Origin of the sequence: Tenacibaculum sp. ZH5_bin.1, assembly GCF_042865525.1 — a bacterium.
Taxonomy (GTDB): domain Bacteria; phylum Bacteroidota; class Bacteroidia; order Flavobacteriales; family Flavobacteriaceae; genus Polaribacter; species Polaribacter mesophilus.
On record NZ_JBEGIO010000001.1, the window covers coordinates 1,082,130 to 1,096,344 of the forward strand.

16 protein-coding genes and 1 riboswitch are annotated in these 14,215 nt (G+C 31.4%); of the genes, 7 read left to right on the plus strand and 9 right to left on the minus strand.

Going from position 1 to position 14,215, the window contains the following annotated elements:
- Nucleotides 1-15: 15 nt before the first annotated feature.
- On the plus strand, nucleotides 16-747 hold the full coding sequence (locus tag ABHQ57_RS05020) for an SDR family NAD(P)-dependent oxidoreductase (protein WP_389862602.1): 732 nt from the start codon (nucleotides 16-18) through the stop codon (nucleotides 745-747).
- 60 nt (nucleotides 748-807) lie between these two features.
- Here the strand turns inward: ABHQ57_RS05020 and ABHQ57_RS05025 are convergent, their stop codons facing one another.
- A complete protein-coding gene (locus ABHQ57_RS05025; protein ID WP_159432108.1) occupies nucleotides 808-975 on the minus strand; it encodes a hypothetical protein in 168 nt (55 codons plus the stop codon).
- Between the two features lie 158 nt (nucleotides 976-1,133).
- Here ABHQ57_RS05025 and ABHQ57_RS05030 point away from each other — a divergent pair, with 158 nt between their 5' ends.
- Nucleotides 1,134-1,520 (plus strand): nucleoside triphosphate pyrophosphohydrolase family protein, encoded by a 387-nt coding sequence (locus tag ABHQ57_RS05030; protein ID WP_047788588.1) that lies wholly within the window; start codon nucleotides 1,134-1,136, stop codon nucleotides 1,518-1,520.
- A 44-nt stretch (nucleotides 1,521-1,564) separates the two neighbouring features.
- Here the strand turns inward: ABHQ57_RS05030 and ABHQ57_RS05035 are convergent, their stop codons facing one another.
- Both ABHQ57_RS05035 and ABHQ57_RS05040 read right to left on the minus strand, forming a co-directional pair.
- A complete protein-coding gene (locus ABHQ57_RS05035) occupies nucleotides 1,565-2,446 on the minus strand; it encodes a TlpA disulfide reductase family protein (RefSeq protein ID WP_159614025.1) in 882 nt (293 codons plus the stop codon).
- A 67-nt stretch (nucleotides 2,447-2,513) separates the two neighbouring features.
- Nucleotides 2,514-3,563, minus strand: coding sequence for a branched-chain amino acid aminotransferase (locus ABHQ57_RS05040; protein WP_389862606.1), 1,050 nt, complete (start codon nucleotides 3,561-3,563; stop codon nucleotides 2,514-2,516).
- A gap of 120 nt (nucleotides 3,564-3,683) precedes the next feature.
- Here ABHQ57_RS05040 and ABHQ57_RS05045 point away from each other — a divergent pair, with 120 nt between their 5' ends.
- The 4 genes from ABHQ57_RS05045 to ABHQ57_RS05060 all read left to right on the plus strand — a co-directional run bounded on the left by ABHQ57_RS05045 (nucleotide 3,684) and on the right by ABHQ57_RS05060 (nucleotide 6,173).
- Nucleotides 3,684-4,196: a DUF4920 domain-containing protein gene (locus ABHQ57_RS05045; RefSeq protein WP_073181824.1), complete on the plus strand. Its 513-nt coding sequence runs from the start codon at nucleotides 3,684-3,686 to the stop codon at nucleotides 4,194-4,196.
- The gene (locus tag ABHQ57_RS05050; protein ID WP_389862609.1) at nucleotides 4,196-4,615 is read left to right on the plus strand and encodes a hypothetical protein; all 420 of its coding nucleotides are present in this window, start codon (nucleotides 4,196-4,198) and stop codon (nucleotides 4,613-4,615) included. Before ABHQ57_RS05045 ends, ABHQ57_RS05050 begins: the two co-directional genes overlap by 1 nt.
- A 7-nt stretch (nucleotides 4,616-4,622) precedes the next feature.
- The gene (gene mnmD / locus ABHQ57_RS05055) at nucleotides 4,623-5,282 is read left to right on the plus strand and encodes a tRNA (5-methylaminomethyl-2-thiouridine)(34)-methyltransferase MnmD (protein ID WP_239179356.1); all 660 of its coding nucleotides are present in this window, start codon (nucleotides 4,623-4,625) and stop codon (nucleotides 5,280-5,282) included.
- A gap of 171 nt (nucleotides 5,283-5,453) precedes the next feature.
- Nucleotides 5,454-6,173 (plus strand): tRNA1(Val) (adenine(37)-N6)-methyltransferase, encoded by a 720-nt coding sequence (locus ABHQ57_RS05060; RefSeq protein ID WP_173360522.1) that lies wholly within the window; start codon nucleotides 5,454-5,456, stop codon nucleotides 6,171-6,173.
- Nucleotides 6,174-6,212: 39 nt separating this feature from the next.
- Here the strand turns inward: ABHQ57_RS05060 and ABHQ57_RS05065 are convergent, their stop codons facing one another.
- The 6 genes from ABHQ57_RS05065 to ABHQ57_RS05090 all read right to left on the minus strand — a co-directional run bounded on the left by ABHQ57_RS05065 (nucleotide 6,213) and on the right by ABHQ57_RS05090 (nucleotide 13,677).
- Nucleotides 6,213-6,638, minus strand: coding sequence for an acyl-CoA thioesterase (locus ABHQ57_RS05065; RefSeq protein WP_159493318.1), 426 nt, complete (start codon nucleotides 6,636-6,638; stop codon nucleotides 6,213-6,215).
- A gap of 55 nt (nucleotides 6,639-6,693) precedes the next feature.
- On the minus strand, nucleotides 6,694-9,018 hold the full coding sequence (gene metE / locus ABHQ57_RS05070) for a 5-methyltetrahydropteroyltriglutamate--homocysteine S-methyltransferase (RefSeq protein ID WP_389862613.1): 2,325 nt from the start codon (nucleotides 9,016-9,018) through the stop codon (nucleotides 6,694-6,696).
- Nucleotides 9,019-9,203: 185 nt separating this feature from the next.
- A riboswitch (cobalamin riboswitch) is annotated at nucleotides 9,204-9,391 on the minus strand.
- Nucleotides 9,392-9,503: 112 nt separating this feature from the next.
- Nucleotides 9,504-10,259 carry a DJ-1/PfpI family protein gene (locus ABHQ57_RS05075; protein WP_047788581.1) on the minus strand — a complete coding sequence of 252 codons (756 nt, stop codon included), beginning with the start codon at nucleotides 10,257-10,259 and terminating at the stop codon, nucleotides 9,504-9,506.
- A 7-nt stretch (nucleotides 10,260-10,266) separates the two neighbouring features.
- Nucleotides 10,267-11,541: an NAD(P)/FAD-dependent oxidoreductase gene (locus ABHQ57_RS05080; protein WP_047788580.1), complete on the minus strand. Its 1,275-nt coding sequence runs from the start codon at nucleotides 11,539-11,541 to the stop codon at nucleotides 10,267-10,269.
- An 82-nt stretch (nucleotides 11,542-11,623) separates the two neighbouring features.
- Nucleotides 11,624-12,193 (minus strand): Crp/Fnr family transcriptional regulator, encoded by a 570-nt coding sequence (locus ABHQ57_RS05085; RefSeq protein WP_047788579.1) that lies wholly within the window; start codon nucleotides 12,191-12,193, stop codon nucleotides 11,624-11,626.
- Between the two features lie 113 nt (nucleotides 12,194-12,306).
- Entirely contained in the window at nucleotides 12,307-13,677 is a 1,371-nt protein-coding gene (locus ABHQ57_RS05090; protein WP_167713128.1) for a saccharopine dehydrogenase family protein, read from the minus strand.
- Between the two features lie 80 nt (nucleotides 13,678-13,757).
- Between ABHQ57_RS05090 and ABHQ57_RS05095 the strand changes: the two genes are divergently transcribed.
- The gene (locus ABHQ57_RS05095) at nucleotides 13,758-14,138 is read left to right on the plus strand and encodes a DUF423 domain-containing protein (RefSeq protein ID WP_047788577.1); all 381 of its coding nucleotides are present in this window, start codon (nucleotides 13,758-13,760) and stop codon (nucleotides 14,136-14,138) included.
- Nucleotides 14,139-14,215 lie beyond the last annotated feature (77 nt).

Consider the following 14,215-nt stretch of genomic DNA (forward strand, 5'->3'; position numbering starts at 1 on the left):
AAGAATGATTTTAGAATGAAAAAAACTAAAACAGCAATTATTTTTGGAGGCACTTCTGGTATTGGAAAAGGACTTGTAGAAAAACTAATACAAGAAAATTATATCGTAGCGGTAACCGGGAGAAGGCTTGAAAAATTGGAAGAGTTAAAGAAGAGGTATTCTAATCAAATACTTATTAAGCAAAATGATATCCAACAAGTAGATGAGGTAGAAAAAGTGTTTAATGAGTTAGTAAATGAATTAGGAGAAGTTCATTTAGTGATACAATCTTCAGGAGTTGGATTTGTAAACCCAAAGTTAGACTGGGATAAACAAGAGCAAACTATAAACACGAATGTTTTAGGTGTAACAAAACTATATGCATTAGCTTATAAATTGTTTAAAAAACAAGGTTTTGGTCATTTAGTTGGTATTTCTTCTATCGCTTCACTACGTGGAAATAGAGCAGCACCAGATTATTTCTCTTCTAAAGCATATCAAAAAGCGTATTTAGAGAGTTTGTATATCAAAACAAAATCTATTAAAACAAAAAAAGTTTTTATTACAGATATCCGTCCGGGGTTTGTTGATACAGCAATGGCTTTAGGTGATGGTATTTTTTGGATGGTTCCTCTAGAAAAAGCAGTTAATCAAATTTATGTAGCAATAAAACGAAAAAAACGAGTAGCTTATATCTCAAAAAGATGGAGGTTAATAGCTTGGGTACTAAAAATAGTACCAGCAAGAATTTTAAAAATGGCAACATAATACTTTAGATAAGTTAAAGTGTAAACAAAAAAGCGAAACAAGTCCGCTTTTCTATTAATTCTAACAGTAACTAGAGCCTATCTCGTATTGTTCACCACATAAGTAACAATATCCATTGTAATAAGTTGGGGCAGAGCTACAGGGTAAAGGTCGACCTGTACCACCGTTTATTAATTTTTGTTCAGTTTTATTTAGGGTTGAACCTAATTTAGAAATCTCTTTTAACATAATTTATTTTTTTTGAGTTTCTTAAAGTTAGATAACTTAAAATATATAAAGGAATAAAAAAACTAAAAAAAGTATGGTAAAACCATAAAATGTGTCAAATGATGATATAAATAAAAACATTATTGACTAATAACTATTGAATTAAAATCATAACTATAATGAAAAAAAGAATAGCAGCAGTACACGAATTTCATTCAGCTTTCGGGTTAGGAATAAAAAATGAACCAACAGCAAACATTGGAGAAGAACGAAACTTACTTCGCTATAATTTAATGAAAGAAGAAAATGAAGAGTATTTAGAAGCAGCACAAAATAACGATTTGGTTGAGGTAGCAGACGCTTTAGGCGATATGTTGTATATTTTATGTGGAACTATAATAGAACACGGTATGCAACATAAAATAGAAGAAGTATTCAATGAAATACAACGAAGTAACATGAGTAAGTTAGGAGAAGACGGTAAACCTATTTATCGTGAAGATGGTAAAGTACTGAAAGGACCAAATTACTTTAAACCAAACATTAAAGAAATTTTAGATAAATAAAAAAGCTCCTTAATAAGGAGCTTTTTTACATTTTGTTTTTCTATTTATTTACCCATAATTCTTTCTAATTCTGATGTTAATGTTTTTACATTATTAACCATTTTAATAATAATACCATTAGCATCTACAATTAAATGTGTAGGATATTGTTTAACCTTTAGTTTCTTAGCCATATAATCCTTTTGTTCAGGAATAGTAGGGTATTTAAATTCTTTAGTTTCTAAAAATTTAATCAATTCATCTTTTTTATCAAAAGCCAAACTAACAAATTCTATTTTATCATCCTTGTATTTATCAACCAGTTCATTTAATTCAGGAAACTCTTCTACACATACCTTACATGTAATAAACCAGCACTTTAGCACTAATAATTTTCCTTTTGTATCCGCTTTATTGTGAGCGTTACCATTTAAATCAACAAAATTGTAATCAGGAAGTTTTTTGCCTTCCATCTTAAAATATTGATGTGCTATTGAAGCCTTACTAACGATTGATTTTTTTATTTTTTCATCAGAAGAAGCATCAATACCAGTAAGCTGGTATTGTACTTTACCTTTTTTTTCCGATTTAATCGGAATATAAGCGCCTGTGCGTAGTAAGGTTAAAAAGATACCTTTTTCCATAGCTGCACCTTCATCATCTAAAGGAATAAAGGTAGACATTAAATCAATGTTTCCCTTTGCATAAGCTTCCCAGTTATCAAAGTTCTTTTGAATGTCTTCAATGTCAACGGAAAAAGAACCTGTAGAGGAATTATCAACAGATAAGGGCTCTTCAGGAGTGTCTTCTTTAGAAGAAGTAATTTTATTACTTTGGGCTATGATATTATTTTCATTTTCTAATGAATTAGAATAGAAATCCAATCCAAAAAATGAAATAACAAAACCAACTCCTATTGATAATAAAGCAGGTATAATATTTCTCATTTCTTTAGAATTTTTTATTAAAATAACTTAATTCCGTTTACTAATATAGCTTTTTTAAATGAAATGATTAAATTTTAACTCTCCAGTTGTGCTTGTCTTCTAATTTGTTATACTGAATGTTGAGTAGTTTTTCTTTAAAGAAAGAAGCATAAGAATCATTTGTTTCAGGTAATTCAAAAGTTTCGTTTTGGTGTTTAAATCCTTTTATAGGATTTATAACAGCAGCAGTACCAGAACCAAAAATTTCCAACAGTTCACCTTGTCTAGCAGCTTCTTTAATTTCAGCAACTGAAACTCTTTTAACTTCAATATCTATATTATAATCCTTTGCAAGTTGAATAATTGATTTACGAGTAACACCATCTAAAATTCTATCATTAGTAGGAGCAGTTATAAGTTTATTACCTATTCTAAAAAAGATATTCATTGTACCTGCTTCTTCAAGGTATTCGTGGGTGTTTGCATCAGTCCAAATAATTTGTTGATACCCTTCCTTATGTGCTAAACTAGTAGGGTAAAATTGCGCAGCATAGTTACCTGCGGCTTTGGCAAAACCAACACCACCGTCAGCAGAACGACTGTATTCTTCAGCAAATAGTACTCTAACTTCACCAGCATAATATGATTGAGCAGGTGAACAAATAATTATAAATTTATATTCTTCAGCAGGTGAAGCAGCAATAGCTCCTTCTGAAGCAATAATAAACGGACGAATATATAACGAGTTTCCTATTCCTTTCTTAATCCATGCATCATCTATCTCAAGAAGTTTTTTTAACCCTTCAAAAAATACATTTTCAGGAACTGGAGGCATTGCTAAACGAGCCCCAGATTTATTAATTCTATGAAAATTTTCATCTGGACGGAATAAAAAGATATCATTATTTTCATCTTTATAAGCCTTCATTCCTTCAAAAACAGCTTGCCCGTAATGAAAAACCCTAGCAGAAGGCTCAAAAGTTAAAGGTCCATAAGGTAAAATTTTAGGTGTTTTCCATTCTCCATTAGCAAAGTCACAAACTAGCATATGGTCAGTAAAAGTGCGACCGAACGCTAAGTTGTTAAAATCTACCGTATTTATTTTAGACTCTTGTATAAGCTCAATATCAATATTCATTATGTGATTGTTTTAGAAGTGCTACGAAGATACGAAATCTAGTGGTATGTTTTGAGGTTAGCTACCAGCTTGAAGAAATATGAGTATATTTGTTGATATGTTAATTTTAATTTTTTGAAAATGAAAAGACTACTAGTTTTTGCTACGCTTTTAAGCGTAATGTTTAGTGCTTGTAAAACTGAAAAGAAAGATGCAGCTCCTGCTGCGAATGGTATTAAAGAACAAAAGATTGCCTATGCGTCTTTTGGAGATGAGATTACAGATAGCAATGCTATTTCTGCTGAAGAAATGCGAATAAAATTCAAAAACTTAAAAAAAGGGGATACTCTAAACATAAAATTTACTTCAACGATAAATGAAGTGTGTAAGAAAAAAGGGTGTTGGATGAAGTTAGATTTAGGGGAAGAACAAGAGTCAATGGTACGTTTTAAAGATTATGGTTTTTTCATGCCTTTAAATGCAGATAATAAAGAAGTGGTAGTAAACGGTAAAGCTTTTGTTACTGAGATTTCTGTTGATGAATTACAACATTATGCTAAAGATGCAGGAAAATCAGAAGAAGAAATAGCAAAAATTATAGAACCAAAATACACCTATGCTTTTGAAGCAGATGGAGTGTTAATGAAAAAATAATGAAACAATTAATTATTGTTTTATTGATGTCTTTGGTGCTTTTTTCTTGCAAAGAGGAAAAGAAACAACCAAAAGAGGAACTTATAATGTATCAGTCTTCTGAAATGGCAGCTTTAATGAATGCTATGTACGAAGGGAATATGACTGTTAAAAATAAGATTTTAGAAGGAGAGCCAATAGGTGACTTTCCTGAGACTTACTTGAATATTCATAATGCTGTTTTAACAGACCCAGCAGATAGAAATGCAAGTTTTGAAGCTTTTTCAAAATTATATATTCAAAATATACAGCAAGTATATTTGGGTTCTAAAGATTCTTTAAAGCAAAATTTTAATCAAGCAGTAAACAGTTGTATTACCTGTCATAAGACTACTTGTACTGGGCCAATACCAAGAATTAAAAAATTACTGATTAAATAGTTTAGTTATAAAACGAGAAATTATCATAACGTCCGATGGTTCTACAACCATTCATTTACCAGAATGGAATGAACAATATCATTCTAAACACGGAGCAATACAAGAAGCATATCATGTATTCATTAGAAATGGATTAAAGTATGTAGATGCAAAAAATGTTTCTATTCTAGAAATAGGCTTTGGTACAGGACTTAATTCTTTTATCACGTTATTGGAAGCTAAAAAGGAGATTGATTATGTTGGAGTAGAGGCATATCCTGTAGCTAAAGAAGAAGTAGCAAAATTAAATTATGTTGCGGAGTTGGACGCCGATGATAAAAGAGAATTTTTTGAAAAAATTCACGAAGTTTCTTGGGAAGAAAAACACAACATTACTCCCAATTTTTCATTAACTAAACGCAAACAATTTTTTGCTGAAATTACCGATGAGAATAGTTTTGATTTGATTTATTTTGATGCTTTTGGAGCAAGAGTACAACCTGACTTATGGACTGAGGATATTTTTAGAATTATGTTTGCTGCACTAAAACCAGAAGGTGTCTTAGTAACATACTCAGCAAAGGGAAGTGTACGACGAGCAATGCAAGCAGTAGGTTTTGATGTTGAGCGTTTACCCGGGCCTCCAGGTAAAAGAGAAATGTTACGAGGAACAAAAATTATAACGTGATATTTTACGTGATTAATGTAGAAATTAGAAAATAAAGAAATGGAGTTTAAAAGACGTTTCGGTAATCGAAAAAGAGGGAATCCTAAAAGAGGGTTGTTTTTAGTAGTTTTATTAATTGTTGTGTTGTACTTATTTTTCAACGCAGAAAAAATTCTTGGAAAATTTTTATAAATGAAACCATTTCAGTTTAAAGAATTTACAGTGCATCAAGATAAAACAGCGATGAAAATAGGTACTGATGCTGTATTATTAGGAGCATGGTGTAATTTAGGAGAGTTTCCAGACACAATATTAGATGTTGGCTCTGGTACAGGAATCATTTCGTTAATGTTAGCACAACGAAGTGATGCGATGACTATTGATGCAGTTGAGATTGATACAAACGCTTATGAGCAAACGGTTGAGAATTTTGAGCAGTCTGATTGGGGAGATAGACTCTTTTGTTACAATGCTTCTTTTGTGGAATTTGCAGAAGAAATGTCTGAAGATGAAGAAGAGTATGATATAATTGTATCCAATCCTCCATTTTATACTGATAACTACGAAACAGAGGATGTAGCGCGAAACAAAGCACGGTTTACGAGTTCTTTGTCTTTTGAAGAGTTATTAAAAGGAGTTAGTGAAATATTGTCCGAAAACGGAAGGTTTTCAACCATTATACCATTCAAAGAAGAAGAAAATTTTATAGAACTAGCTAAAAATCATAATTTATACCTACACAGAGTTTGTCGAGTAAAAGGAGCTCCTACTACTGAAATCAAACGTAGTTTATTAGAAATGTCCTTTGTAGAGACTACAATCCAAGAAGAAGAGTTGATAATAGAAACAAAAAGGCACCAGTACACTGATGCCTATATTAACCTTACGAAAGATTTTTATTTGAAGATGTAATCTTTTATGAGGTTGTGTTTTCAAAATTTCTGTTTAGTTTTAGTTATGTTCTTGTGAGTAATGTAGTTCTTCAGTGCCAGTTTTTATGACAGCAATAGGGGTTTTATTTTCATCAATAGCAACAAAGGTGAATTCACCTTCAATGGCTTTTTCTCTATGTTGAGAGTACATCTGTTCAGTAAAAATTTTAACAGTAACTTTTAAACTTTTGTTACCTATATAACTTACTTTTCCTACTAATTCAATAATAGTTCCAGCAGGGATAGGCTTTTTAAAATCAATTTTATCACTACTTACGGTTACAACTTTTTGCCTACAGAATCGTGTTGCTGTAATAAAAGCAACTTCGTCCATTAGTTGCATAGCGGTTCCTCCAAAAAGGGTGTCATAGTGATTGGTTGTATTTGGAAATACGGCTTTGAAAATACGTGTTTCCGACTTTGTTATTTTTTCTTCTGTGGTCATTTTATATATGTTAGTATAATTAGTGCCTGAAATATTCTTTTCAGGCACTTTATTATTAATTTACAGTTTCTAAGGTGTTAGCATTATAGCTTAAAGAGGCTTCTTTTGAAGCTGAAACCATAGCTATTAAAGCTTTTTCAGTTTCATCCCAATGTCTAGTTTTAAGACCACAATCAGGATTTACCCAAAGACGAGAAGCTGGAATAACTTTTTGTGCTTTTTGTAGTAATTCAACCATTTCTTCTTTTGAAGGAACTCTTGGTGAGTGGATGTCATAAACCCCAGGTCCAATTTCATTCGGATATTTGAAATCTGCAAAAGCGTTTAACAACTCCATTTGAGAGCGAGAACATTCAATAGTAATTACATCGGCATCCATATTAGCAATGCTTTGAATAATGTCGTTAAACTCTGAATAACACATATGTGTATGTATTTGTGTAGCGTCATTTACACCACAAGAAGAAATTTTAAAAGCTTCAATAGCCCATTTTAGATAATCATTCCACCCTGATTTTCGTAATGGTAAACCTTCTCTTATAGCAGGCTCATCAATTTGAATAATTCTAATACCAGTATTTTCTAGGTCTCTAACTTCATCACGTATAGCCAGTGCAATTTGTTGGCAAGTAATACTACGAGGTTGATCGTCACGCACAAACGACCATTGTAAAATAGTAACAGGGCCTGTAAGCATTCCTTTAACCCATTTGTCAGTTAAAGATTGTGCGTATTGTGACCAATAAACAGTCATTGGATGAGGTCTGTAAACATCGCCGTAAATAATAGGAGGTTTTACACAACGACTACCATAACTTTGAACCCAACCTTTTTTTGTAAAGGTTACCCCAGCAAGTTGTTCACCAAAATATTCAACCATGTCATTTCGCTCATATTCACCATGAACCAATACATCAAGACCTATTTTTTCTTGCCATTGAATGGTTTTTTGGGTTTCTTTTTTTAGTAGGAATTTGTACTCCTCACTACTTAAGGTACCTTTTTTAAATTGAGCTCTCCAGCTTCTTACTTCTTCAGTTTGAGGAAAAGAACCAATAGTTGTGGTAGGGAATAGTGGTAAATTCAATACTTTTTCTTGTGCTTCTTTACGAATTGAAAAACTATTTTTTCTTCTAGAGTCTGTCTCGTTAATGGAATCAACACGCAGTTTTACATCGTTATGATGGATTAATGCTGAAGATCTTCTGTTTGTAATGGCTTTTTTGTTTTCTTCAAAAGCATTTAAAACACTTTCATCACTAGTGTTTTTAGATAACTCTTTTAATAAACTTACTTCGGTAAGTTTTTGTTTAGCAAAAGAAAGCCATTGTTTAATATCAGTGTCAAGAGATGTCTCTAAATCTAAATCACAAGGAGAATGCAATAAAGAACAAGAAGAAGCAATGAAGGTTTTTTCAGAACCTAATTTATCGGTGACTTTTTTTATTAGCTGTAATGACTTTTCAAAGTCATTTTTCCAAATGTTTCTTCCATCTACAACACCTAACGATAAAATTCTATTTTTAGGAAGAGTATTCAATACATCATCTAGCTGTTCTTCGCAGCGAACTAAGTCGATATGCAATGCGTCTAAAGGAAGTATGTTAGCTAATGAAAGATTGTCTTTTAAACCTTCAAAATAAGTAGTAACTATAAACTTTAGTTTAGGAAACTTTTTTCTAATCTCATTATAGATAAATTGATAGGTTTCTTTGGCTTTTTCACTCAAATCTAATGCTAAAAAAGGTTCGTCAAACTGAATCCATTCAGCACCTTGTGTTTGAAGTTCTTGTAGAATTTCAATATATACAGGGAGTAGTTTTGGGGCTAAATCTAATTTATCAAAACCTTCTTCTTTTTCTTTACCTAAAAGAAGGTAGCTAACCAAACCAATAATTACAGGCTTAGCATTAATCCCTGCTTGTTTAGCTCCGGCAAACTCATTAACAATTTTGTTAGAAAATAGTTTGAATTCCTGATCTTTATAAAATTCAGGAACGATATAATGGTAATTGGTGTCAAACCATTTAGTCATTTCCATAGCAGTGATATCAAGATCATCTTTTTGATATCCTCTTGCCATAGCAAAGTAAAGGTCAAGTTCAGAATTTGAAGTTTTTAACATTACTTCATTGTAACGTTTAGGAATAGCTCCAACAGTAAGCGTCATGTCTAACACCTGATCATAATAAGAAAAATCATTACAAGGAATAAGGTCTATGCCTGCTTCTTGTTGTGTTTTCCAATTTTGTTGACAGATATTTCTTCCTGTTTCAAGAAGTTCCTGTAAACTAGTTTTGCCTGACCAATATTGCTCGCAGGCTTTTTTGAGTTCTCTGTTGCTACCAATACGCGGATAGCCAAGAATGTGCGTTTGCATTTTCTTTTAAACTTTTATAATTAAACATTAATTTTAAAAGCTCTTTTAGATGCTTCGCAATGCTAAAAACGATAAGATGTTTGAGGAAAAATAATGACATACCAAAAAAGCACAGCATTTCATAAAGAAAGTGTGCGTTAAAAATATATCATCGGTATGACCCAAAAGCTTCAAATCGCGAAAGCATTGTCAATATCCGAATAGGCAGGTCTCCTGACTTATAACAGCTTTTATCATCCTTCCCGCTTTTGGCAGTGGATATACTAGGATAAAAACTTTTGGTGTGTTACTTACAGTTGCGCGACAGTTCGTGATTTGCACACGATTCCCTATTAATCTACAGTTAAGTAAAACCTTTTCGGTTGATGAAGTATGTAAAGAACTTATCGGGGTAAATGTATGTATTATTTTTTTAGAACTGGTAATAAAAAAAAGCACCAATAAATTGATGCTTATGTTTGAAAAAGAAAATTTATAATTAATGTTTATTTTTTCCAGTTTTTAAGTTGATCCAAGTATAAATAGCTTTCAACAAATTTTCTATGTTCAGTATTTGTCATAATTTCGAGAAGTTCTAACGCTGAAATATAACTTGCTAAATTTCCGTTTGAAGATAAAAACTTACCGTCTTTAACAAAAGTCACTAAGCTGTCGTTTTGCACTTTTAAATTTGGGTAGTCTTTTTGTAGTTGCTCACCGCCGCCAATCCATGTTACAATTTTATGACCATCTGCTATACCAGATTTACCAATTAAATTAGCTCCAGCACAATTACTAACAGTGTATTGGGTTTCTTGATTTTTTGTTTTTATAAAATCTACAACTTTATTATTATGTACTTGTGCATACATGTCGTAAGCACTTGGTACAAACAAAGCCGTTAGTTTAGGACAGTTTTCAAAAGTATAGTCGGGAACAAAATGCATTCCTTCTTCAGTAGTAATGGGTTTAGCTGTTTCAGCAATAGCTACTACATTAAAAAGTTGTTTGCCATCTTTATCTGCTTTTCCAAATACATCTGACGTTGCTATAACTTCTCCTTGTAAAACCCCATTAAACATTAAAAGTCCAATAGTTGGTAAATTAGGATTAAATGGTTTTAGGTGTTTAGTTAGTGTGTCAGATGGAGATACAACTTGTTCAACTTCTTCTGTTTTTTTATTGGTTTTCGATTTTTCTGAATTACAACCAACAGTAATAATTGTAAAAAGTAGTATTACTACAATGCTTAAATTTTTCATGCGTATTTTATTTAGTATCTCTTTGAGTAGGTTTAATAATCATTCTAAAATATTGGTCTTTGTATATGTAATAGCCTAACCAGTTGTATAGAGTTCTTACTTTGTTTTTGAAGTTTACAAGCCCCATAATATGTACAAAAATCCAAATTAACCATGCAACAAAACCTTTTAATGATTGTTTTTGTCCTGGGAAATCTAATACAGCCTTATTTCTTCCAATAATAGCTAATGAACCTTTATCATTATATTGAAAAGTTTTCCAGTTTGTATCTTTTCTAGAAAGGTTTTTAGCTAAGTTTCTAGCTTGTTGTAATGCAGGTTGTGCTAATTGAGGATGTCCTTTAGGATAGCTTTCATCTCCTAAAATCAAAGCACAGTCACCTAAAGCATAAATATTATCATATGAATGTACTAGATTGAACTGATTTGTTTTTAACCTTCTACCAGCACCAAAGCTTTCTTTTGAAAAACCATCAAATGTTTTAGCAGATACACCGGCAGCCCATATAAGGTTTTTAGTATGTATTTCTTCTCCGTTTGATAAATATACAGTTTCACCATCAAAATCATTAACCATGGTGTTCATCGTTAATGTTACTCCGAGTTCACTTAACTTTTTAGAGGTATATTCTTGTGCTCTTTTAGACATTGGAGCTAATACAGAGCTTTGACCATCAATAAGATGAATTTCTCCAAAATCATTTTTATCTAACTCTGGATAATCTTTTATGATAATTGAAGTTTTAATTTCAGATAAAATACCAGAAAGTTCAACCCCAGTAGGACCAGCACCAGCGATAACAAAAGTTAAACACTTCTTTCTTTCTTCAGGATTGTGAATTCTAGTAGCACGGTCAAATCGAGTTAAAATAACATTTCTAAGTGACAAGGCGTCACTAATAGTTTTCATTGGTAAACTGTACTTTTCAATGTTTTTGTTTCCGAAAAAATTACTTTCTGTACCAGTAGCCATTACTAAGATATCATATGCTATTTCTCCATTACTTACCACTATTTTATTTTCTTCTGGAACAACTTTTTCAAGAGTACCCAGACGGAAACGAGCATTTTTAAATTTTCTTAAAATTTTTCTGAATGGATAACTAATTGCAGAAGGTTCCATAAAACCTGTGGATACTTGGTAGATTAAAGGAGGAAAGAAATTATAGTTATTACTATCTACTAAAATAATTTGATAATTTTCAGAATTTCCTAACCCTTTTATAAGTTCTAACCCAGCAAAACCGCCGCCAACAACGACAATTTTTTTCATGTTTTTCATAATGCTATTATGCCCTTAAATTAATATAAATGCAAAGGTAGTTAAGTATGTTTTAGTAAAAAATAAACTAACTTAAGAATAACTATTTTCTTTTAATTTCACTTAAATATTCAGGAGTTAATCCTAAAAAACTAGCTAATAAATATTGGGGTACTCGTTGTACAAAATCAGGGAAGTCTTTTCTAAATCTAAAAAAGATATCTTCTTTAGAGTAACTGTTAATGTATTTTAAACGCATTAAAGCAGCTCCGTATGCGGTTTCATATATACTTCTAAAATATTTTTCTAATAAGGGAAACTTATTTAATAACTCGTTATATTTTGAAAAGGAGATTGACAAAATTTCAGAGTTTTCAACTGTTTCTATGGTAAAGTTAGCATGTTTTTGGTTCTGAAAAGCTAAAAAGTCAGTTAACCACCAATTTTCTAGAGCAAACTGTGTAGTTTTTTTGTAGCCCAAACTATCAATAAAATATAAATGTAAGCAACCTTTGGTAACAAAAAATAGTTTATTACAACGTTTATTTGTGAGTAATAAAATTTCTTTTTTTTTGTAGGATTGACAATCAAAAAAAGAAAGTATTTCCGTTAATTTTTCTTCAGAAAGATTTGTGTAATTTTTAATATGATTTTTTAAAATGCTTTTACCCATATCTTAGTTTAGTATTTAAAGGTAAAAATACCAACTTTATAGAGATTCCTTTTATTTTTAAAAGAAAAAGGCACCAAATAAATTGATGCCTTTTGTGTTCGTTTTGGAAGACTTTATCCTTTTATACTCTCAGGGTTATAGCCTAAATACGGAACTTCTTTTTCAACAAAAGTAATTCCGTAATCTTCTAATTCTTTTAAAATTGGTTCGTACACCTCTTTGTTAATCGGTAATTGAACTCCAGGAGTTGTGATGTCACCGTTTAAAATACGTACCGTAGCCATAGCTACAGGTAAGCCAACAGTTTTTGCCATAGCAGTATAGGTTTGATCATCACCTTTAATAACCATGCTACTTTCTATTTGATGATTTTCCTCCTTGTATTGATACCCAAAAATATGATGCATTACAATCATATCTTTATCCTCAGCTTCAAGAGTCCAAGAATCCATCAATATTTTTTGTAAAATTTCAGCAGGGGTAGCGTTTTTCAAGCCTACTTTTTTGTTCGGATTGAAGATGTCTAACTCTACAAATTTATCCCACATTAAATCATCCTGATCAATCTTTGCATACGAACGGAATTTTAATTCAACAGAATCTGAAGGAGAATAGGCTAGGAAAAGATTTGTAAAATCACGATAGCTCATGTTTTCAGAATCTTCAATAGTGTATGTATCATCAGTCATTCCTAACTGGACAAAAACATTCCAAGCACGAGAAAAACCAACTTTACGAATAGTTCCACGATACATGGTTTTAATATCTTCTAAACCATAAATACTTCTATACTTTAAAGAATCACGGTTTGCATACGCTTCAAATCTTCCACTGCCATTAATAGTTAAAAATTCAGTTCTTCTAAATAATTTTTGATATGGAATATACTTATAGGTTCCTTCTTGAATAAACATTGAAGCTCCACCTTGACCAGCTAATACTACATTTCTTGGGTTCCAAGTAAATTTATAATTCCATAAGTTGGTATCGCTTTCAGGAGCTACTAATCCACCACAAAAAGATTCAAATAATAGCATTTTTCCTCCTTGTTCTTTTATACGATCAATAACTTGCATAGCACTCATGTGGTCAATTCCTGGATCCAGACCAATTTCGTTCATAAACACTAAACCTTTAGCTTTAGCTTCTTCATCTAAAGCTTTCATTTCATCAGAAATATAAGACGCAGTAACCATGTGTTTTCCATAAGTAATACAATCTTTAGCTACTTCAATATGAAAACGAGCAGGTAACATTGAAATAACAATGTCAGCTTTTTGAATTGCATTTGAGCGCTCTTCAGCATTAAAAACATCTAGCTGTATTGCTGTAGCATTTGAATGATTGTGAATTTTAGATTGAGCGCTTTCTAACGAAACATCACCAATAGTTATATGTAGGTTTTCTTGTGAAGATTTATCCAATAAATATTTTATAAGTGAAGAGCTCGATCTACCAGCACCAATAATCAATATATTTCTCATTTATAATTATTTTTGTTGTGTATAAAATTAGAGGCGACAATATCGCTAAAAAAGTTTAAATTTAAACAAAAATTAAAATAATGTATAAAAATTTAACAATAGCTGCAGTCTTGGGAATGATTGCTGTGATTTTAGGTGCCTTCGGAGCTCATGCTTTAAAAACAAAATTAACACTAGAAGCCCTCGAGAGTTTTGAAACTGCTGTACGTTATCAGTTTTTTCATGTGTTTTTATTACTTTTTGTAAATATGTTTACTGAGCTTACTAACAAAGAAAAAAACAGAATTAGTTATTTTTTAATAGCTGGGATTTTATTGTTTTCTGGGTCTATATATTTAATTTACTTAGCGAATGTTCCTGCAAAAGCAATTTGGTTTGTAACGCCGTTAGGAGGAGTGTTATTAATCGTTGGTTGGAGCCTTTTAGCATATAGCTTTTTTAAAAAAGTTATTAAAGGTTAAAGTTGATAAAATCATTTAATGATATAGCTGTTTAATCAAAAAGAACTATTTTTGTCCAAAATTAAACACAACTAAAA